Raw genomic sequence first — 20,027 nt, 5'->3', positions numbered from 1 at the left:
CGCCGTACCCTCCCTGGTCCCCGTACCCGCCCTGCCGGCCGTAGTCCCCCTGCTCGGCGTAGCCCGCGCCCGGAGTGGGGGGCGGGGTGACGGCGTAGGGGTCGTAGCCGTAGCCGGGCTGTTCGGCAGTCGGCTGCCGGTACAGGGGGCGCCCGTACTCGTCGTAGCCGTACACCTCGCCGTACGGGTCCTGTCGGTCGTTCACCACTCCGCCCTCTCGCCCTCTCGACCGGTCAGCTCGTCGGGCCCGGCGGGGTCCGGTAGAGCTCACGCTTGTTGATGTAGCGCACGACCCCGTCCGGCACCAGGTACCAGACCGGTTCCCCCACCGCGACCCGGGTCCGGCAGCCGGTGGAGGAGATGGCGAGGGCGGGCACCTCGACCAGCGACACCCCGCCGTCCGGCAGCCCGGGATCGGTCAGGGCGTGGCCGGGGCGGGTGACCCCGATGAAGTGGGCCAGCGAGAACAGCTCCCCCGCGTCACGCCACGTCAGGATCTGCCCGAGCGCGTCCGCGCCGGTGATGAAGAACAGATCCGCGTCGGGGTGCTGCGAGCGCAACTCCCTCAGCGTGTCGATGGTGTACGTCTTGCCGGGCCGGTCGATGTCGGCACGGCTCACCGAGAACTGGGGGTTGGACGCGGTCGCGATGACCGTCATCAGATAGCGGTCCTCGGCGGGCGTCACATCCCGGTGGCTCTTCTGCCACGGCTGACCGGTCGGCACGAACACCACCTCGTCGAGGTGGAAACGGGACGCCACCTCACTGGCGGCGACCAGGTGTCCGTGGTGGATGGGGTCGAAGGTGCCACCCATCACGCCGAGCCGCCGTCTGCCCTCTCCGGCGGCTATGTGGTCCGTGTGGTCTCCCATGACCCGACCCTAGCGGTTCCGGAGGGTGTTCAGCGGTCCCGGTTGAGCCGCATGGTGATGAACAGCAGCACGCACAGCGCGAAGAGGACCAGGCCTCCCACCATGTACGGGTTGAGGGAGGAGTGCTGCCCGTCGCCTGCGGCGAGGGTGGCGAGGGTGGCGGCGCTGCTGAGGATCATGCGATGACCTATCCGGGAGAAAGGCGTCCAGGAACGTAGGGTCATCGTAAGCGCAGCGGTTCGCGGCGGCCTCTTGCCCCCACCGCTGCCGATGGGTTGCATGGACGCAACGGACGAAGGAGGGGGGACCGATGAGCGACGACGAACGCACACACGGTGACGGGGGTGCCCCGGACGGCGACCGCCGGCCCGGGAACGGCGACGCGGAGCACGGGCGGAACGCCGGGGGGACCACCGGCGACGGCGGCGACGGCGGCACGGCCCCGAGCGGTGGCGGGCACGCGGACGACGGCGAGGAGAGCGCTGCTCGCACCCGTCGCCGCTACCCCGGCATATCCTCGCGCGCCTACGAGCACCCGGCGGACCGCTCGGCCCTCGTCTCGCTGCGGAAACTGACCGGATTCGAGACGGTCTTCAAGGCGCTCAGCAGCATGATCCCGGAGCGCAGCCTGCGGCTGATGTTCCTCTCCGACTCGGTGCGGGTGGACGAGAACCAGTTCGCCCATCTGCACGCGATGCTGGTGGACGCCTGCGACATCCTGGACCTCGAACGGGTCCCGCCGTTCTACGTCACGCAGGACCCGCAGCCCAACGCCATGTGCATCGGGCTGGACCAGCCGATCATCGTCGTCACCACCGGCCTCGTGGAACTGCTGGACGAGGAGGAGATGCGGGCGGTCATCGGCCACGAGGTGGGCCACGCCCTTTCGGGCCACGCCGTCTACCGCACCATCCTGCTCTTCCTGACGAGCATGGCCGTGCGGGTGGCCTGGATCCCGCTGGGCAACATAGCGATCATGGCGATCGTCACCGCCCTGCGGGAGTGGTTCCGCAAGTCGGAGCTGTCGGCGGACCGCGCCGGGCTGCTGGTCGGTCAGGACCTCGACGCCTCACTGCGCGGCCTGATGAAGCTGGCCGGCGGCAATCACCTCCACCACATGAACGTCGACTCCTTCCTGAAGCAGGCGGAGGAGTACGAGGCGGGCGGCGACGTACGGGACTCCGTGCTGAAGATCCTCACCGTGCTGCCCCGCACCCACCCGTTCGCCGCCGTCCGCGCCGCGCAGCTGAAGCGGTGGTCGCAGACCCGCGACTACCAGCGGCTGTGCCACGGGCACTACCCGCGCCGTGACGAGGACCGGGACGCCCGCGTCACCGACTCGGTACGGGAGTCGGCCGCGCACTACGCCGGCACGGTGAAGAACAGCAAGGACCCGCTGATGAAGCTGGTCAACGATGTCGCCAGCGGCGCCGGGGAGCTGGGTGGCAAGCTCCGCGACTTCGCCCGCGGCACCGGCCGCCCGCCACGGCCCGGCGGGACCGGCGGGACCGGCGGGACCGGCGGGACCGGGACGGACGGCGGCGACGGCGGTACGACCGGTCCCGGCCAGGGCGGCGAGGGACCGGGCGAGGGACCAGCCGGCGGGACCGGCCCCGGTCCGGGCACCGGCCCCGGCAAGAGCTGAGCACTCCCCCGGTCTCCGGCGGGCAGGCGCCCGGACACGCACCGCCCGCCGGAGCACGGGACGGCGCCGGTGAGGCGACGCGGCCCTACGGGGTCGGTCAGCTCGCGGCGAAGACCCCGCAGGGACGCACACCCTCGTCGGAGAGCCTGAACAGGTCGATCCCCGCGTCCACGTCGGCGGGGGCCTCCCGGGCCTCTTCGCCGGCGAGCAGGGGCAGCAGTCCCGGGGGCGCCTCGGTGTCCGGTCCGGCGCAGTCCAGCGGGCCGGCCACGGTCTCGGCGCGTTCCAGGACCACCTGCCCGGCGGTGAGTTCCTCGGTGCCGAAGCTCAGCGCGACGACGCGCCGCACCAGGAAGAGCGAGGCGGGCGCGTCCGAGTCGTCCGCGGGAGCGAGCGCGTAGGCGACGAGGTGGCGGGCGGTGACCCACAGCCGCCCGCCCTCCTCGGAGACCTCGAAGTCGCCCTCCAGCCGAGGCTCTTCGTCGGCGAGGCGTACGGCGCCGGAGTCGAAGCGGATCAGGAAGGTGGTGGCCGCGGTGGCGTCTGCTCCCGGCCTGGTGGCGCGGTCGAACTGTCGCTGCTGGGACGGCACCAGCAGCGAGCGCACCGGCGCGACGGCGTCGCCGGTCAGGACGTCCGGTGTGAGAGTGCCGGCGGCGACGTAGCGCCGCGCGAGCAGCAGCGCGTCGGCGACCTGGTCATGGCTGTAGCCGTCCGTCTCCCCGCCGTCGGGAACCACCAGGTCGGTGCCGAGACCGGCCGCCGGTGAGGCCGCGTACGGGTCGGCCGGCTCAGCGCCGGGGACCGGGCCACGCGGCGCGAGCGGCAGCAGGGTGGCGGCGGGCACCGGCTCCCGGGCGGCGTTCGCGACCCGCTGGGTGCCGCCGTTGCTGAGGAAGACGGCGATCAGGATCGCGGCCAGCATGACCGCGGCGACGGCGAGTCCGTTGCGCGGCAGCATCCGTGAGCGTGAGGCGGGCGAGGGCTCCTCGATCGTTCTGCGGCGGACCGGTGAGGTCTGCTGCTCCAGCCGCTGCACGGCGGAGTACTCCTGGAGCGCGGCAGCCCGGACGAACGACTCGTCGAAGACGGTCGCCCGAAACTCCTCGTCCCCGTTGCCGGGGTCACCAGCGGGCCCTCCAGGAGGGTCCGAACGCCCTGCCGTCACCTTTTCAGAGTAGGTCGCGGACCGCTCCGGAGACAGACCCACCGCCCGCCCGGTCCGACGACTCCGGGGAAGCGGCGCGGAATCGGCCGCGGCACGACCCTTTCCGGACAAGGGACGACCGCGCGTCAGTGGCCCCAACCCACCCAGGACGGAACAGCGTTCACCCGCTCAACACCGCGCCTCACACGGGATCGTCCGTCCGGGCGCCGCCCGAGCTGGAAGGCCCCGCCGCGGTGCCGGTCTCCCCGGCCGGGCCCGCGTCCGTACCGGCGCCGTCCCCGTCACCGCCCGGGTCGCTCGCCGGTGGGGCGGACGGTGGCTCGATCGGCTGACCGGACCCGGCGCGCTGGACCGCTATCAGCGCGAAGGCCACCATGGTCAGCCCCATCACCATCGCCAGCACGCAGGCGACCGGCCGCTGCCACCGCCCCGGTCTGCGTCCGGCGGCCGCCGCGGCGCGGACGCCGCCGCCCGGGCCACGCCGCCCGTTGGCGCCTGTCCCTGCCGGTGCGCCCGCCGCTACGGCCGGCGCGGTCGACGGCGCCTCCCGCCGCCCGGCAGGCCCGGGTGCACCCGGCCTGCCGGCTTCACCGGCGGGCGCCGCCCTCCCGTCGGCCGGGCCCGAACGCCATCCCGGCGGAGTCCCGTGGCCGTCCACGGCCGGCCGCTCCGGGGCGTCACGCGGGTGGTCGCTACTGTCGAACCGGCCCTCGTCCTCGTACGGTTCGTCGAAGAGATGCGCCCCGGGGGCGGCGTCGGAGTCGTAGCCGCCGAAGAGCGCGCCGGTCTGCCCGTCGTCTCCGTCGCCGTCCGACTCGCCGTCCCACCCCGCGTAGAGCAGTCGCTCACGGGCCGACGGCTCGTGAATCCGCGCGGCCTCCACGAAGGCCTCGTCGAGGACCACGGCGGCGAACGCCTCATCGGCTGCCCCGCGGTCGCTGCTCTCGGGCCCTTCCCCGTCCGGGAACGGCGGGCCCCCCACGTCGTCCGGCACCCCACCAGCGTAGGACGAACCGGCGTGCTGCGGGAGAGTCGGCGGAAAATCACCCACGCGTGTGACCGTCACCGGTCACCACGTACTTGGTGGAGGTCAGCTCGGGCAGTCCCATGGGGCCCCTGGCGTGGAGTTTCTGCGTGGAGATGCCGATCTCGGCACCGAAGCCGAACTGGCTGCCGTCGGTGAACCGTGTCGAGGCGTTGACCATGACGGCCGTCGAGTCCACCAGCGACACGAAGCGCCGGGCCGCGGCGGTGTCCGCCGTCACGATGGCCTCGGTGTGGCCGGAGGTCCAGCGGCGGATGTGGGCGACCGCGGCGTCGAGGTCGGGCACCACCGCGGCGGCGATGTCGTAGCTGAGGTACTCCGTCGCCCAGTCCGTCTCGTCCGCCTCGGCGACCTCCTGGCCGGCCGCCGCGCCGGCCCGGCGCCACGCCTCGTCACCGTGCACCGTCACCCCGGCCTCGGCCAGCGCGGCGAGGGCGCGCGGCAGGAAGGCGTCGGCGATCCCGGCGTGCACCAGCACCGTCTCGGCCGCGTTGCAGACGCTGGGGCGCTGCGCCTTGGAGTTGACCAGGATATCGACGGCCATGTCGAGGTCCGCGCGTTCGTCCACGTAGACGTGGCAGTTTCCGACGCCGGTCTCGATCACGGGAACGGTGGAGTTCTCCACCACCGTGCGGATCAGCGAGGCGCCGCCGCGCGGGATCAGCACGTCGACCAGGCCGCGTGCCCGCATCAGCTCGCGCACCGACTCGCGGCTCTCGCCGGGGACGAGCTGGACCACATCGGCCGGCAGCCCCGCGCCGGCCACCGCGTCGCGTACCACCTCCACCAGTGCGGAGTTGGAGGCGTACGCGGAGGAGGAGCCGCGCAGCAGCACGGCGTTGCCGGACTTCAGGCAGAGCGCCGCGGCGTCGACGGTGACGTTGGGCCGGGCCTCGTAGATGATGCCGACCACGCCGAGCGGGACCCGCACCTGGCGCAGTTCCAGCCCGTTGGGCAGGGTGGAGCCGCGCACCACCTCACCGACGGGGTCGGGCAGGGCGACGACGTCACGGACGTCCGCCGCGATGGCCGCGACCCGCTCGGGGGTGAGCGTCAGCCGGTCGACGACGGAGTCGGGGGTGCCGGATTCCCGGGCGCGCTCGACGTCCCGGGCGTTGGCGGCGACGATCTCGTCCGTGCGCTCCCGCAGGGCGTCCGCGATGGCCAGCAGGGCGGTGTCACGCGCGGTGCGCGGCAGCGGCGCGAGCTCGGCGGCGGCGACCCGGGCACGCCGGGCGACGGCGGTCACCGGGGAGTCGGAGGCGGCGCCGCCGGCCGGGTCCGCCGGGGCGGCGGTGGCGGCGGTGCCGGTGGCGCTGAACTGGGCGGAGTCGGCTGCGGGGCTCATGCCCGCCAAGGGTAGCGGCGCCACACCGGCCGCAGAGGCCCGGTCCGCATCCCGGGCCACTCCCCCGCGGCACCGGAACGGGACACCGGCGTCGTCAGAACGGCTGACGCCCGCCGATCGTCAGAACGGGCTGACGCCGCCGGTCGTCAGAACGGGTGGACGCCCACCGGCGCCGCCGGGACCGGGCCCTGCCCGGCGGCGATGCGCTGGTGGTAGGTCTCGCGCCCGATGACCTCCAGGCCGACGATCTCCCACGGCGGGAGCTGCGCGGTGCGGCGGTGCTCGCCCCACAGGCGCAGCGCGACGGCGGCCGCGTCGCGCAGGTCGAGGGCCTCCTCCCAGTACCTGATCTCGGCGTGGTCGGTGGCGTAGCGGCTGGTCAGCAGGAAGGGGTGGTCGTGCGCCAGCTGTTCCAGGGCGCGCCGGACCTCCGTCAGCGGCGCCGCCTCGCCGGAGACGCTGAGTGTGACGTGCCAGAGCCGGGACTCCTGCTCCTGATGGTCCTCCGCGTCCCCCGGTGGCCCGGCGCTGGGCCCCTGTCCTCCTTCGACACTGGCCAGTCGTCTCACCGACAGCCTCCTGAACTGGTCTTCACCTGGTGCGACATGGTGCCGGCCGTGGCACCAGCGCCCGGTCTCCTGCCCCGGGCCAGGCACAAAGCTGCCAGGTCCCCGGCGGTGATGCGGGCGGTTTGGCGGAACCGTGCACTGATCGGGCGCACATTGGCCGATCCGGGGTGGCGGTACGGGCCGGTCACGGACACGGCGCGAAACCCTTCCGCGCGCGCCGCCGGCGCCGCCAAAACACCCCACATCGCCACAGAAGCCCTTCAGGTCCGCATCAGTACCAGATCGTCACGGTGGACGACCTCACGTTCGTAATCCGGGCCCAGCTCCCGGGCGAGGTCGCGCGTCGAACGTCCGATCAGCCGGGGGATCTCGCGGGCGTCGAAGTTGACGAGGCCCCGCGCGACGGTGTGGCCGGTCTCGTCCCGCAGCAGGATCGGCTCCCCGGCGGCGAAGTCCCCGTCGACTCCCGTGATCCCGGCGGGCAGCAGTGAGCTGCCGCGTTCGGTGATGGCGCGCACCGCCCCGGGGTCGAGGGTGACACCGCCGCGCGGGGCGGAGGCGTGCGCCAGCCAGAGCAGCCGGCCGGCGGAACGGCGCCCGGTCGGGGCGAAGTAGGTGCCGGTGGCGCTGCCGGAGAGGGCGTCGGCGGCGTGGACGGCGGAGGTGAGCACGACCGGGATGCCGCCGCCGGTGGCGATCCTGGCGGCGTCGACCTTGGTCACCATGCCGCCGGTGCCGACGCCGGCCCGGCCGGTCGACCCGATCTCCACGCCCGCCAGGTCGGCGGCCGAGGCCACCTCCGCGATGCGGCTACTGCCGGGACGGCTGGGGTCGCCGTCGTAGAGGCCGTCGACGTCGGAGAGCAGGACCAGCAGGTCGGCCCGGACCAGGTGGGCGACGAGGGCGGCGAGGCGGTCGTTGTCACCGAAGCGGATCTCGTCGGTGGCGACGGTGTCGTTCTCGTTCACCACGGGCACCGCGCCCATGGAGAGCAGCTGCTCCAGCGTCCGGTAGGCGTTGCGGTAGTGGACGCGGTGGCTGGTGTCGTACGTCGTCAGCAGCACCTGGCCGACGCGGCGGCCGTACCGCGCGAAGGAGGCGGTGTAGCGGGCGAGGAGCAGTCCCTGCCCGACGCTGGCGGCGGCCTGCTGCCGGGCGAGGTCGGATGGCCTGCGGGGGAAGCCGAGCGGGGCGAGTCCGGCGGCGATGGCACCGGAGGAGACCAGCACGATCTCGCGGTGGCCGTGTTTGGCGAGGACGTCGACCAGCGCGTCGACCCGGTCGGCGTCCAGTCCGCCCGCCGCTGTGGTCAGGGAGGACGATCCGATCTTCACCACGATCCTGCGGGCGTCCGCCACATCCGCTCGCGCCACGTCCGCTCGCGCCGCTGTCACTTGGCCACCCCTGTCTCCGCACGCTGCCGCCACCGCCGACGGGTGTCCCGGCCGGCTCAATCTACGGTACGGGCGCGGACGTGGGCGGACGGCGCCGGAGTCCGGACAGCGGACCGGCCGGGGGGCGGGGATGCACCGGAGGGCGCGGCCGGGTTTCAGCCCTCGTCGACCAGCAGCCGCCAGCCGTCGGCACCGATCGCGGCCGGCACGTCGAGGCGGAAGGAGGTGCCCCAGCCAATCCGCAGCGATCCGCTGTCGCTGAGCGCCGCGACGGTGACAGCCGGCCGTACGGCGGCGAGAATGGCGTTGAGGGCGACGACCCGTGAGTCGAAGAGGGTCTCGCAGTCGCCGAACGAGCTGTGCGGCACGTACTTCTGGCGCACGGTCAGATCGGAGTCCTCCAGCATCACCCGCTCGCCGCGGCCGAGCCGGAAGGCGCCGTGCAGCCGCAGGCGCAGCCGTGTGTCACCCGCGACGGTGACGACGAGGGCCACCGAAGGGCCGTCACGGCCGACGGAGGTGACCTGGGAGCCGACGAGCACGGAGACGTCCGGCACCTGCGGCGAGACGGGGGACGGCACAGGAACCGGTTGGGGAACCGGTTCGGAAACCGCCGCGGGCGCCACCTCGGCCACCGTCGCCCCTCCGGCCACCTCCGGGCCCTCCGTACGGGCAGGTCGGGGCGCGGAGGCCGCGCCGGTCACCAGTGCCTCCGCGGCTACCGCGGGCCGGGCCGGGCCGGCTGCCTGAAGCGACATGTCCCCATCACTCCTCACATCGATGCCGCATTGTCTCCACGAATGGGGCACAGAGAGAAGAGCAGAAGATGATCTCCTTGGTTACGTTCAGGTGTCGCCTGCGACATTCCCGTCATACCGCGAGCGTGACGGGGTAGGAGGTGTGCTTCTCACCACACCAGGGGCTCGCGGCGCGGTCAGCCGGCCCGGTTCCGCCAGCCGGCCCACGCCGAACTGATCATGTCGTCCACGTCGTGCTCGGCGGACCAGGAGAGTTCCCGGCGGATGCGGTCGGCCGAGGCGACCACCTTCGCCGGATCCCCCGGCCGCCGTTCCACGACCTCCGGCAGCACGTCCTCGTACCCGGTCAGTTTCCGCACCCGGTCGATCATCTCCCGCACCGAGACACCCTGCCCGCTGCCGATGTTGAGGGTGAGGCAGGTGCCTGCCGGGCTCTCCGTGAGGCGGCGTGCGGCGGCCAGGTGGGCGGTGGCGATGTCCGCGACGTGGATGTAGTCCCGGACGCAGGTGCCGTCCGGTGTCGGGTAGTCGTCGCCGAAGACCAGAGGCGGCCGACCATCGGTCAGCCGCTCGAACACCATCGGGATGAGGTTGTAGACCCCGGGGTCGCCCAGCTCCGGCGCGGCGGCGCCCGCCACGTTGAAGTACCGCAGCGAGGCCGTGCGCAGCCCGTGCGCCCGCGCGGCGGAGCGCACCAGCCACTCGCCCGCGAGCTTGGTCTCCCCGTAGGGGGACATCGGCGCGCAGGGCGTCTCCTCGGTGACCAGCTCGACATCGGGCATCCCGTAGACGGCGGCGGAGGAGGAGAAGACCAGACGGTCGGCACCGGCGGCGGCCATCGACTCGATGAGTGTCTGGAGACCGGTGACGTTCTCGCGGTAGTACCGCAGCGGCTGCTCCACCGACTCGCCCACCTGCTTCTTGGCCGCGATGTGCACGACGCCCCGTACCCCGTGCCCGGCGAGGGCGGCGTCCAGCCGCTCGCGGTCCAGGACGCTGGCCTCGACGAGCGGGACCCCGTCCGGGACCCGGGCGGCGTCACCGGTGGACAGGTCGTCGTAGACCACGACCGACTCCCCGGCCGCCCGCATGGCCCGCACCACGTGGGCACCGATGTAGCCCGCACCGCCAGTGACCATCCAGCTCACGCAGCACCCACTCCTCACGACGTCGGCCGCACCGGCCCGGCCCGCGCCGGCCGCGGGCGACGGTCAGCAACGTACACCCGGCGGCCGGAAGCGCCCGTGAAGGGGACGGGGTGCGCCGTGGCGGACGTCACCGGCCGGTGGAACCTGACCGCCACCACGCGACCACGCCACCGCGCCTCCGCGACCGCGCCACCGGCGGCCCCGGTCAGCGCTCGAAGGAACTGGGGAAGGGGAAGTACTCGTCCAGGAACCAGTTGAGCAGCCGCCCCACCCGCTCCCGGTCCTCGTCCGCGGTGGCGACGTCGTTGAGGCAGATGAAGTCGTGCCCCCGCTCGGCGAGCAGCCGTCCGAGCCGGAGCTCGGCCTCCTCCGGGCGGCTGATGTCGACGTAGCACAGGCGGTACCGCCCGGGCACGGCACGGCCGGTGAGCAGCGCCTGGTGATGGTGGAGCGAGGCGCCGGGCGCGACGTCGGTGACCGCCCGGAACCGCGAGGCGGCCGTCCGCTCGAACTCCTCGGGGAACAGCTCCTCCAGCTCCCGCATCACGGACTTCAGCTGCGGGTGGGCGACGTGCATGAACTTCTGGGTGATGTGGCGCTTGTGGGTCTCCCAGATCAGCCGGCGGACGTTCCGGCCGGCGGCGCTGGGCGCGGCCTCCAGCGGGTGCGGCTCACCGAGCCCGAACTGCGCCGAGGAGAAGGGCACCTGGGCGATGCCGTTGGCGTGGAAGAACTGGTCGGGGCCGACCGGGCGGCCGAGCAGCACGTCGTCGTTGAAGTAGACGTAGTGCTCGGACAGGCCCTCGATGTGGTGCAGCTGCGTCTCGATGGCGTGGGAGTTGAAGACCGGCAGGACGGACGGGTCCCGGAAGATGTCGCGGTGGTCGACCACGGTCAGACCGGGCGCGTCGGTGTTCAGCCACTCCGGGACCTGCCGGTCGGTGACCAGATAGATGTGACGGATGAAGTCCCCGTACATCTCCAGCGAGCGCAGCGAGTACTTCAGCTCGTCGTGGCTCACGAAACGCGACGCCTCGGCGCTGTTCCCCTTGGGGCTGCCCGGACGGTGCGCGTCGCGGCGGCGCTGCCACGCGGGGTCGTCGCCGTCGACCCAGGTGTAGACGATGTCGATCGGGAACTGGACCTCGTTCACCCGCGGCATGGTGAACGCCTGGTAGGTCGGGTAGTCGTGGTCGCGGACGGTCAGCAGCGCGGGGACCTGCTCGCCGCGCGGGAGGAAGTCGGAGACGGCGTTGCGGCGCGGCGCGATCAGGGACTCGGCGAGGATGTCCTCGGGCAGGCCCTTCGGCAGCATCTCCTCCGGGTCCCCGTCGGCCAGCAGCTCGGCGCCGTCGGCCCAGAACTCCACGTCGCAGCCGGAGCGGGTGTGCGCCAGCAGCTGGTTGCGGGGGCCGATCAGGAACTCCCCGAACCGCAGCGTCCCGGCGCGGGTCAGCTCCTCGGAGAGCGGTCCGTCGATCCGGAACTGGAGCGCGGTGGTGCCGCCGGAGCGCTGCGGCAGTCCGACGTAGAGCGGGGTCGCGGCGTACAGCTCGTCCATCACCACCAGGAACGCCTCCCGGTCGGCGAGGCGGATGCCCAGCTGGTGCCGGATGGAGGAGGCTCCGGGGACCATGAAGTAGCTGATACCGGCCTGGTCCAGCGCGCGCACCACCAGCCGCAGGTTGTGCGCGGCGGCCGCGGCGGCGGAGAAGCCGTCGACCTCGCGGCCGAGCAGCACGCGGCCGCGGTGCAGGAACTCCCGGACCTCGGGGTCGGCGGCGAGCAGCGGCCGCCGGAACTGGCGGGCGCGGCGGTGACGCAGCCGCTCCCCGGGCGTGAGCTGACCGGCCAGCCAGTCCTTGGCGCGCTTACGCGCCCCGGTGGGCGTGGCCCGGTTGATCACCTTGCGTACCGGCAGGGGCACCTTGTTGTAGCGACGGACGAGGGAACCACCCGGCACGGGTCCCGACTGATCTCCGGCGTGAAACGGTGCGTTCATCTCGTCCTGTCCTGGTAAGCGTCAGTCCACCGCGTGCGGGCCGGACACCGGCCCCGGATCGTTCACCGCGACGGGGCCCGGTCGGCACACACGCGCCAGGAAAGCGTAACCTTCGGCGCGCCTGCCGCCGGACGGCAGGCGCGCGCATTTCGCGGGGTTTCCGCCTCACTACCGGCGCGGTGGCGGCGTACCCGCGTGATCGCCACCACCGTCGCGCTTATACGTCCGAGAGCTTCACACTTTCCCCGTAAACCGGCCCCGGTGCGCCCTCGACCGTCATCCGCAGCCGGGCCGTGCCACCCGGTGGCAGCAAGGCGGTGGGGACGCGCAGGGTAAATGCCGGCCACTCGGCGGCGGGGGGTTCGGACGTGACGGACTCCACGGCCTCGTCGGGCTCGCCGTCGAACGGAACGGGAAGCTCACGCATGACGGTTCCGCGCGCGTCCAGCAACTCGACGGTGACCACGCCGTTCTCGCCGGGGAGCGCGCCGAGGCGTCCGGGGAACTCCGTCTCCCCCGCTTTCCCGCGGCGGCGGGGAGCCTCCAGATGGAGTTGGCTCCGCACGGGGAAATGCTTCCCCTGTCCGTCCACGGCGAGATAGCCGCCTCTGGTGACATAGGCGGTGACCGAGGCTCCGGCTTTTCGCCGGCTCGGGCGCGTTCTGCCGAGAACTTCCGAGGTGAGGCCGCTGTCGGAGGGAAGGCGGACTTCCCGGCTCTCACTTCCGGATTCGACGGTCACCCAGAAGTCCCATACGCCGCCGCCGAGGCGGGATTCGTCCCGCGCGTTCCCGAGGTCGAGTTCGACGGTGAAGAACTCGGGGTCGGCCGACGCGGGACAACTCGCCGGTGAACGGCCGCCGTCCCGCGGTGTGCCGCGCGTGACGACCAGCCCCGGGGAGCGGGGGTTGCCCCCGAGGGCCCGGAACGGGTTCCACCGGGCCAGCTGTCCGCGAGGGGCGGGCGTCTCACCCGCCCTGCGGCGGAGCGCCACGGTGACGGACAGCTCCCCGGCGGGGAGCTCCGTGAGCCAGGCGGCGCCCGTGACCAGGAGCCGGTCACCGTCCCATGCGACGGAGGTCACGGCGGCTCCGGCCTCGACGGGCCGCAGCCGGCCGCCGACGTCCAGGGAGAGCCGGCCGGAGGTGGTCGCGTACGGGACGACCGGGACCACCTCACCGGCCGGGCCCATGGCAAGCAGCCGCCCGGCGTGCGGGGCGAGGGCGCCACCGCCCGTCGCGGGCAGCCGCAGCGAGCGGCGCACTCCGTGGAACGAGGCGTGCAGGTGGGCGTCCCACACGCCGGTGGTCAGCGGCGCTCCGTCCTCAGCGGCCGGAACGTCGATCGTGGCCCGCCACCGGGTGCGCGCCGTGTCCGGGGCGCTGTCCGCCGCGGGGCGGGCGCCACTGTCCGCCGTGGTCGCGGCCAGGCGCAGTTCGTGCTTGTCGCCGCGGCGGCGGAGGACCAGGGTGAAGCCGGCGCCGGCGAGGTCGACGTCGGTGAGCCACGCCTCGCCCTCCAGTCGGAGCGTCGCGCCGTCCCATCCCGACGACACCAGAGAGGCCCGCAACCGCAGGCGGTCGGTGACGTCGTAGAAGTGGTCCGGCACCGCCGGGGCCGTCCTGAAGAAGGGGTACCGGCGGTACGCGCGGCCTCCGTCGAAGACCAGCTCCGCCTCGGTGGAGTCCTCCGCGCGGTGGGCGAGTTCGACCGACCTCTCCAGATCCCCCTCGCCGAGCAGGCGAATCTGGAGACTCTCGTAGGCCCCGATCTCCGCGTGCATCTCCGGAGCCCAGTAGCGTTCGTAGAGGGCGCGGCAGCGTTCCCACAGCCGGCTCCGGTAACCCGCGTCGTCGTTGGTGATGCCTCCCCGCAGGACGTTGCTCGCCAGATACCGGAAATGCCGCGCCAGGAACCGCATTCGGCCGTGATCGTCGGAGACCCGGTCGGCGACCATCTCCATGAGGATCTCGACGTGCTGCACCATCTCGTCGACACCGCGCACCCGCTGGGTGATGTTCCCGCCGTCCTCACGAAAGCGCAGGAAATAGCAGTCGTAGTCACCGACGACGGAAACCCCGCGTGATACCAGATGCGCCTCGGTGACAAATATCTGGTCCTCTCCCCACCAGATCTTCTCGTCGAATCGCAGGCGATTCTCCTCGATGATCGAGCGACGGAAGAGTTTCTGCGGGCTGAGTGCCCGGTACACCTCGGAACGAAAGAGATCGACTTTTCCGCTCTGCTGGTACGCCTTTACGGAGGAGGTCCTGCCCAGCCCGATGATCTTCCCGAGAACGATGTCGGACTCGTCCCGGTCGGCCATCGCGACCATGCGCTCCAAGGCCTCCTCGCCCAGGATGTCGTCGGCGTCCATGAAGAAAACGTAACGGCCGCGGGCCTGTTCGAGCGCCTGGTTGCGGGGAAGACTCGGCCCGCCCGACCCCGTCTCCCGGTGGTGCACCACCATGGCGGGATGACGCCCGGCGTACTGGTCCAGGAGCTCGGCGCTGCCGTCGTCCGACGCGTCGTCGACGGCGATGATCTCGATGCGCGAGGCATCCAATGTCTGCTTGAGGACCGAGTCGAGACACTCGACGAGGTAGGGCATCGAGTTGTAGACGGGAATAACAACGGACACATCCGGTCGCACAGCAGATCTCCAATGAAGCCGTCTCCGACGTACGTCGACAACAGTACCCCGCACCGGAACACGGCCCGGGGGGAGAATCTGCCTACGGCCGAATCCGGCCGGTCGGGTTACACATTTGTTAGCTACTGGTGTACTACCCACCCGCTATGATCACTTCGAGGTCCGCGGATGCCCGGGAGAATGTGACCGCCGGCACACCGCGTGGACGTTCTCCACCGACTCATCACTGACTTCGGAGCCTACGTGGCGAGCATCATGAAGAAGCTCTTCGGCAGAAGAGCGCGCAGCAAGTCCCGCGACCCCTGGTGGGACAACGTCCGGTACACCTCGGGAACCCTCGTGGTGGTGGGGCACACGATCGAACCGCTGCGTGACATGGACGGGCCCCTCTGGCTCTGGATGGTCACCTGGGCCCTGCGACTTCCGGTCTTCGTGATGGTGTGCGGCTACTTCAGCAGCGCCGGCCCGCTGAACCTTCGGGAATCACGCCGGATCCTGGAATCCATCGCGCTCCCCTACATATTCTTCTCCATACTCCAGACGCTCCAGGTGAGATGGCTGGAGGGCGAGTGGAAGATCTACCTCGGCCTCCCCAAGTGGACGCTGTGGTTCCTGCTGTCGCTCATCGTCTGGCGCGTCGCGCTGCCCTATGTGGTCGCGCTCCGTTACCCGTTCACGATGACCGTCGCCGCCTCGCTGGCCATCGGCTACTTCAACGAGTTCGGGGCGGAGTTCTCCGCGTCCCGCACGGTCGCGCTGTTCCCGTTCTTCGTCCTGGGCTGGAAGATCAAGGAAGGGCTCTTCGCCGGCCTGTTCGAGCGACGATGGACCCGGGGTCTCAGCGTGGGGCTGCTCCTGGGCTCAGGTGTGGTCGCGTGGCTCGTCCGCCACGACGTCCGCATCGGCTGGACCACCATGGCAGCGCCGTACGAGTCGCAGGCGGAGTTCTTCGGAACGTACTGGGCCTGGGTGTTCCGGGCCACCCTGCTCGCCTGGGGCATCGTCATGGGGCTCAGCCTCATCAACCTGGTGCCCCGGCGGAGGATTCCGGTCGTCACCTATCTCGGCGCCGGCGGCATGTACATCTACCTGCTCCACCCGCTGGTCCTGCGGCCTCTCCGCGAGACCGGGATCTTCGAGCGCGTCGACCAGAGGTCGGAGCAGTTGCTGATCATCCTTGCCGCGGTGGTTCTCGCGGCGCTGCTCGCCTCTCCCCCGGTGCGGCTGCTGGCCAAACCGGTGGTGCAGCCGAGCGTCTCCTGGCTCTTCTCGCGGGCGGTCCGTGACGCGTCTGCCAAGCGCCCGCCGAAGAACGGGGACGACACCGCCGCTCCGGCGGCGACCGTGCCGCCGCAGACGAGCGAGACACGGCTCCCGGCGGAGCACTCCGGGGCCCGCTGAGGCCGGCTCCGCCGGCAGAGACCGGCGTTCCGCACGTGTGAGGGGTCCCCGCCCATGGGCGGGGACCCCTCACACGTGTGCTGGTGAGCCGGTCGTCAGGAGAGCGTCTCCGGGACCAGTTCCTCACGCGGTCCCGGAACCGAGGTCGAGTACGCGGGCGTCGCCGGTACCGGATCCGCGGTGGTGCCCAGGGGGAAGGCACGCAGTCCGCGCTCGTAGAGGGCGTCCACCGCCTCGTTGAACAGCGTCATCGAGGACGGCTCGTCGGGGCCGAGCAGGTACCGCTTGAGCTCCACCCGGCGCTGCGCGAGCGGATCGGCCTCCGGCCGGCCCACCGTCTCCAGGATTCCGCCGAGCTCCCGGCAGTCGCCGCTCAGCAGGTACGCGGCACCGGCCGTGGGGTTGAGCAGCCGGTACTGGTCGGCGTCCTCGTTCTCCGCGTTGGTCACCACGTACGGCTTGCAGCTCGCCACGAAGTCCGAGATCACGCTCGACATGTCGCTGATCAGCAGGTCCGAGTGGTTGAAGCAGTCGTAGAGGGAGGGCAGCCGGTCCGTGACGATGATGTGCCGGCCGGCCTGGTAGGCGTCGTCCCAGAACAGGGCGCTCCACTGGGTCCGCAGCGCCTCGATCTCCGCGCGCACGTCGTGCGACTCCCAGCGGGCGTCCCTGGTGCGCTGGAGCCAGTCGCCGGGCGCCGACTGCCCGGACAGGTCGGCCATGCGGGACTCGATCTCGGCGAGGCGCCGTTCGGTCTCCTCGAGGTGGCGGGCGTCGCGGGCGGCGGCACGCCGCTCGTTGTCGAGCAGCAGAAGCTGCCGCACCCGTTCGTCGGCTCGTTCCACCTCGACTGACCGCTTGCCGGTCAGCGGGTGGGGCTTGTAGATCACCCGCACCCCGCCGTGGGCGAGCAGGCCCTCGATGATCTTCTCGCCCATCGGCAGCACCGATGTGTGACAGGCCTCGTCCGTCCAGCCCTCCCATGTCGGGCCGTAGAGGACGGTGAGGGGCCCGCCGCGGTGCCCGGGCGACGCGGCGGTCACCTCGCCGAGCTGGGGCCGGCCGACGGAGACGATGGTGGCCGGGTCGATCGCGTGGCGCACACGCTGGTAGCGGTCGCGTCCGCCCTGGCCGGCGACCCAGATCTCGTCGAAGACCCGGCTGACCCGGTTGCTGCTGGCCAGCTTGTCGCTGTCGCCGTGGCCGATGAAGACGTGCTGTGCCTCGGCCCGTTGCAGCATGTGGACGTTCTTGCCGGCGTTGCCCGGGTAGAGCACCACCCGCACGTCCGAGAGGTCCAGCAGCGCCAGGTCGTCGGCCTTGCGGGTGCAGACGACGGGGAGCCGGGTGCGGTCCAGCTGCGTCATCGCCGCGGTCTCACGCAGGATGATGATGGCGCGGCGGTCGAGCTTCTCCATCGTGTCGATCCACATGTTGACCTGGTACATGAAGTCCTGGCCGGTGGCGGCGAAGGTGAAGTAGAGGGCCACCTCGGGCCGGTACTCCGCGAGCCGCCGGTTGATGACCTCGATCAGCTCCGGCGACTCGGGTATGCGCCGGTTCCGCAGCGCGTGCAGCGACAGCTGGGCCGTGAAGCCCAGCGAGAGCAGCGCGGCCGCTCCCGCGAGCGTCAGCCAGGCCGCGCCGCCTCCGGCGAGCAGCGCCGCCGTCGCCGCGGCGATCAGCACCTCGGGCCCGGGGATTCGGGTCAGCCCGCGCTGGTGCCACATCGATCCGTGGGGAGCGTCGGGGACACGCAGCTCGCTCATGTCCATGTTCAGGACGGCGACGGGGGTGTTGCGCCGCTTGTTGCGGTAGCCGATGAGCGGCGCGTGGCTGCCGTTGGCGCTGAAGTAGAGCGTGACCAGCAGCGCCAGCACGGTGACGCCCGTCGTCTCGTTGATGACGGCGAGCAGCACCAGCAGCAGGAGCCGGTTGAACTCCCGGAGCCGGTCGCCGAAGCCGAACCGGCGGAGGACGGCGTTGGCGACCCGGCCGCGCAGTCGCAGGTACCAGTCCGCCGCGTAGTTGACCGCCCAGGCGCCGAAGAACAGCGCGGGGTTGTCGGTGATGGCCGCGACGGCCAGCAGCGCGGCGCTCACGCCGAACGCCAGGGAGACCACGAGGGCGAGACGTCCGTAGCGGTCGACGAGGCGCGTCATCGTGGAGCGGTCCCGCGCCCCGGCGTCGGCGGAGGAACGGGCGGGCCCGTTCTGCGTGTTGGGTTCACTCACCGACGGTCCCCGTGTTCAGCGAGGCGGCCAGGGCCAGGTCGAAGCTGCCGGCGGCGGTCGCGTCGGCGGTGGGGTCCTGCTGACGGACGTCGATGACGTGCCCGGTCATGGTGGAGAGCAGCACGTCCAGCGAGGTGCGGGCGACGGCCTCGGAGGAGAGCAGCGAGCCGGCGGGCTCCTGTCCGAACGCCTTGGTGCGCATCGGGGTCGCGGTCCGCTCGGGGTTGACGCAGTTGACGCGGACGCCGTCGGCGGCCCACTCGTCGGCCAGCGCCTGGGTCAGGTTCACCACGGCGGCCTTGGACGAGGAGTAGAGGCTGTACTCGGCGCGGCCCCGGGTGTAGCTGCTGGAGGTGTAGAGCAGCAACTGACCGCCGGTCTCGGCGAGGTACTTGTGGGCGGCGCGCGCGATCTGGACGGGCGCCAGGTAGTTGACCTTCAGCGCCTCCTCGATGACGGAGGTGTCGGTCTCGGCGAGGCGGCCGATGCGCAGCACGCCGGCGGTGTTGACGACGTGGTCGATGCGGCCCGTCTCGGCGTACGCCTTGTCGAGCGCGTCGGCGATGTCCTGCGGGTTCTCCACGTGGGTGCCGGTGGTGGAGCGGCCCAGCGGGTAGACCTTGGCGCCGTAGCTCTCGGCCAGTTCGGCGATGTCCTTGCCGATGCCGTAGGAGCCGCCGAAGACCACCATCGTGGTGCCGGTGAGCAGCTCGCGGTAGGCGGCCTCGTCGGACTGGGCGGGGGCGGCGGTGGAGGCCAGCTGGTAGAGCTTGTCGGCGATGTAGACGTCGACGGGCTGGGTGACCTTCATGTTCCACTCGTCACCGTGGACGACATGGATCGGCACGTCCGGCAGGTACTTCAGCACCACCGAACAGTCGTCGGTGGCCTGGAAGTTGGGATCCCCGGAGGCGACCTCGTAGGCGCGGCGGATGGTGGAGAGGTGGAAGCCCTGCGGGGTCTGCCCGCGACGCAGCCGGGAGCGGTCGGGTACGTCGGTGATGAACTCGCCGTCGTCGCCGTGGGTGCGGGTGACGATGATGGTGTCGGCGGAGGGGATCGCCACGTCCACGGCCTGGTGACGGCCGAGCGCGGCGACGCAGTCGCTGATGACGCGCTGGGAGAGCAGCGGGCGCACGGCGTCGTGGAAGAGGAGGTGGCGCTCCTCCCCCTCGGCGAGGTCCTCGCCGAGAGCGGCGATGGCGCGCTCGGTGGTCTCGTTGCGGGTGGCTCCGCCCTCGATGACCTGGCTGACCTTGCGCAGACCGGCCTTGGCCACGATCTTCTCGACCTCGGGCACATAGCCCGGGGTCATGAGCACGATGACGTCGTCGATGTCGTCGGACTTCTCGAACACCGCGAGCGTATGCTCGATGACGGCCTTCCCGGCGATCTTGATCAGCTGTTTGGGTATCGACAGCCCCACCCGCTGGCCCGTCCCCCCCGCGAGCACGACTGCCGTGGTCCGAGGACGCGCCGAATAGCTCTGGATGGACAAATCCCGCTCCCGCCGATCTGACTGTGGTACTAACGCCTGCCGTGGAGAAGATTAACTCCACTCGAACGATGACTCCTCCTCAGCGGCAATCGTTGCCACCCGTTATGAGGTTGTGACGCGTTTCGACGACTGTTGACGGTCACGTCACGCAAAGGGCTCCGCGGAGCGGCCAGGTGACGGCCGTCACGACGGCCCGGCGCGACCTCGGGCACACCTTGCGGCACGCCCCGGCCGGGCCGCCCGCGGCCTGCCACGGCCTCCCCCGCCCTCACCGGCCGGCCCGACCACCACC

The 20,027-nt window shown here is 71.8% G+C and carries 15 protein-coding genes and 1 pseudogene; 2 read left to right on the top strand and 14 right to left on the bottom strand.

The genetic code is table 11. The features are described from left to right. The 3 genes and pseudogenes from E0D90_RS11065 to E0D90_RS27175 form a co-directional block, all read right to left on the bottom strand. Window positions 1-205: pseudogene (locus E0D90_RS11065) on the bottom strand (LytR family transcriptional regulator); the annotation flags it as partial. Window positions 206-233: 28 nt separating this feature from the next. After that, window positions 234-872 (bottom strand): nicotinate-nucleotide adenylyltransferase, encoded by a 639-nt coding sequence (gene nadD, locus E0D90_RS11060; RefSeq protein WP_103504849.1) that lies wholly within the window; start codon window positions 870-872, stop codon window positions 234-236. A gap of 29 nt (window positions 873-901) precedes the next feature. After that, on the bottom strand, window positions 902-1,051 hold the full coding sequence (locus E0D90_RS27175; protein ID WP_170214960.1) for a hypothetical protein: 150 nt from the start codon (window positions 1,049-1,051) through the stop codon (window positions 902-904). 131 nt (window positions 1,052-1,182) lie between these two features. On the opposite strand from E0D90_RS27175, the gene E0D90_RS11055 reads away from it, so the two are divergent. Further along, window positions 1,183-2,517 carry a M48 family metallopeptidase gene (locus E0D90_RS11055; RefSeq protein WP_130797643.1) on the top strand — a complete coding sequence of 445 codons (1,335 nt, stop codon included), beginning with the start codon at window positions 1,183-1,185 and terminating at the stop codon, window positions 2,515-2,517. Window positions 2,518-2,614: 97 nt separating this feature from the next. Here E0D90_RS11055 and E0D90_RS11050 read toward each other — a convergent pair whose 3' ends face one another. From E0D90_RS11050 to E0D90_RS11010, 9 genes are all read right to left on the bottom strand, one after another. Continuing rightward, window positions 2,615-3,685, bottom strand: coding sequence for an SCO2583 family membrane protein (locus E0D90_RS11050; RefSeq protein WP_130797641.1), 1,071 nt, complete (start codon window positions 3,683-3,685; stop codon window positions 2,615-2,617). A gap of 181 nt (window positions 3,686-3,866) precedes the next feature. Beyond that, on the bottom strand, window positions 3,867-4,679 hold the full coding sequence (locus E0D90_RS11045; RefSeq protein ID WP_130797639.1) for an SCO2584 family spore wall biosynthesis protein: 813 nt from the start codon (window positions 4,677-4,679) through the stop codon (window positions 3,867-3,869). Between the two features lie 49 nt (window positions 4,680-4,728). Further along, entirely contained in the window at window positions 4,729-6,078 is a 1,350-nt protein-coding gene (locus tag E0D90_RS11040; RefSeq protein ID WP_103501225.1) for a glutamate-5-semialdehyde dehydrogenase, read from the bottom strand. A gap of 146 nt (window positions 6,079-6,224) precedes the next feature. Continuing rightward, window positions 6,225-6,647: a DUF8830 family protein gene (locus E0D90_RS11035; protein ID WP_227870132.1), complete on the bottom strand. Its 423-nt coding sequence runs from the start codon at window positions 6,645-6,647 to the stop codon at window positions 6,225-6,227. A gap of 260 nt (window positions 6,648-6,907) precedes the next feature. After that, window positions 6,908-8,005, bottom strand: coding sequence for a glutamate 5-kinase (gene proB / locus E0D90_RS11030; RefSeq protein WP_103501226.1), 1,098 nt, complete (start codon window positions 8,003-8,005; stop codon window positions 6,908-6,910). Between the two features lie 191 nt (window positions 8,006-8,196). Beyond that, window positions 8,197-8,799 (bottom strand): hypothetical protein, encoded by a 603-nt coding sequence (locus E0D90_RS11025; RefSeq protein ID WP_130797637.1) that lies wholly within the window; start codon window positions 8,797-8,799, stop codon window positions 8,197-8,199. Between the two features lie 176 nt (window positions 8,800-8,975). Beyond that, window positions 8,976-9,947 carry a UDP-glucose 4-epimerase GalE gene (galE, locus tag E0D90_RS11020; RefSeq protein ID WP_130797635.1) on the bottom strand — a complete coding sequence of 324 codons (972 nt, stop codon included), beginning with the start codon at window positions 9,945-9,947 and terminating at the stop codon, window positions 8,976-8,978. A gap of 205 nt (window positions 9,948-10,152) precedes the next feature. Beyond that, a complete protein-coding gene (locus E0D90_RS11015; RefSeq protein ID WP_130797633.1) occupies window positions 10,153-11,949 on the bottom strand; it encodes a stealth family protein in 1,797 nt (598 codons plus the stop codon). Between the two features lie 217 nt (window positions 11,950-12,166). Beyond that, window positions 12,167-14,602, bottom strand: coding sequence for a glycosyltransferase family 2 protein (locus E0D90_RS11010; RefSeq protein WP_130797631.1), 2,436 nt, complete (start codon window positions 14,600-14,602; stop codon window positions 12,167-12,169). A 243-nt stretch (window positions 14,603-14,845) separates the two neighbouring features. On the opposite strand from E0D90_RS11010, the gene E0D90_RS11005 reads away from it, so the two are divergent. Beyond that, a complete protein-coding gene (locus E0D90_RS11005; RefSeq protein WP_130797629.1) occupies window positions 14,846-16,003 on the top strand; it encodes an acyltransferase family protein in 1,158 nt (385 codons plus the stop codon). A 95-nt stretch (window positions 16,004-16,098) separates the two neighbouring features. Here E0D90_RS11005 and E0D90_RS11000 read toward each other — a convergent pair whose 3' ends face one another. After that, window positions 16,099-18,237: a hypothetical protein gene (locus E0D90_RS11000; protein ID WP_130797627.1), complete on the bottom strand. Its 2,139-nt coding sequence runs from the start codon at window positions 18,235-18,237 to the stop codon at window positions 16,099-16,101. Further along, a complete protein-coding gene (locus E0D90_RS10995; RefSeq protein ID WP_103501233.1) occupies window positions 18,230-19,729 on the bottom strand; it encodes a bifunctional cytidylyltransferase/SDR family oxidoreductase in 1,500 nt (499 codons plus the stop codon). The genes E0D90_RS11000 and E0D90_RS10995 overlap by 8 nt, the downstream gene beginning before the upstream one ends. Between the last annotated feature and the right edge of the window lie 298 nt (window positions 19,730-20,027).

The sequence above is a fragment of the Streptomyces otsuchiensis genome (genome assembly GCF_004305975.1).
In the GTDB taxonomy this organism is placed as follows: Bacteria; Actinomycetota; Actinomycetes; order Streptomycetales; family Streptomycetaceae; genus Streptomyces; species Streptomyces otsuchiensis.
Note: the sequence above shows the minus strand (reverse complement) of the source record. Positions and strands in the feature narration are given on the sequence as shown.

What these genes read in the sequence shown, in the direction of transcription:
- nadD (WP_103504849.1), bottom strand. Translation starts at nt 872, where the DNA reads ATGGGAGACCACACGGACCACATAGCCGCCGGAGAGGGCAGACGGCGG.
- E0D90_RS11015 (WP_130797633.1), bottom strand. Translation starts at nt 11,949, where the DNA reads ATGAACGCACCGTTTCACGCCGGAGATCAGTCGGGACCCGTGCCGGGT.
- E0D90_RS11040 (WP_103501225.1), bottom strand. Translation starts at nt 6,078, where the DNA reads ATGAGCCCCGCAGCCGACTCCGCCCAGTTCAGCGCCACCGGCACCGCC.
- E0D90_RS11025 (WP_130797637.1), bottom strand. Translation starts at nt 8,799, where the DNA reads ATGTCGCTTCAGGCAGCCGGCCCGGCCCGGCCCGCGGTAGCCGCGGAG.
- E0D90_RS11055 (WP_130797643.1), top strand. Translation starts at nt 1,183, where the DNA reads ATGAGCGACGACGAACGCACACACGGTGACGGGGGTGCCCCGGACGGC.
- E0D90_RS27175 (WP_170214960.1), bottom strand. Translation starts at nt 1,051, where the DNA reads ATGATCCTCAGCAGCGCCGCCACCCTCGCCACCCTCGCCGCAGGCGAC.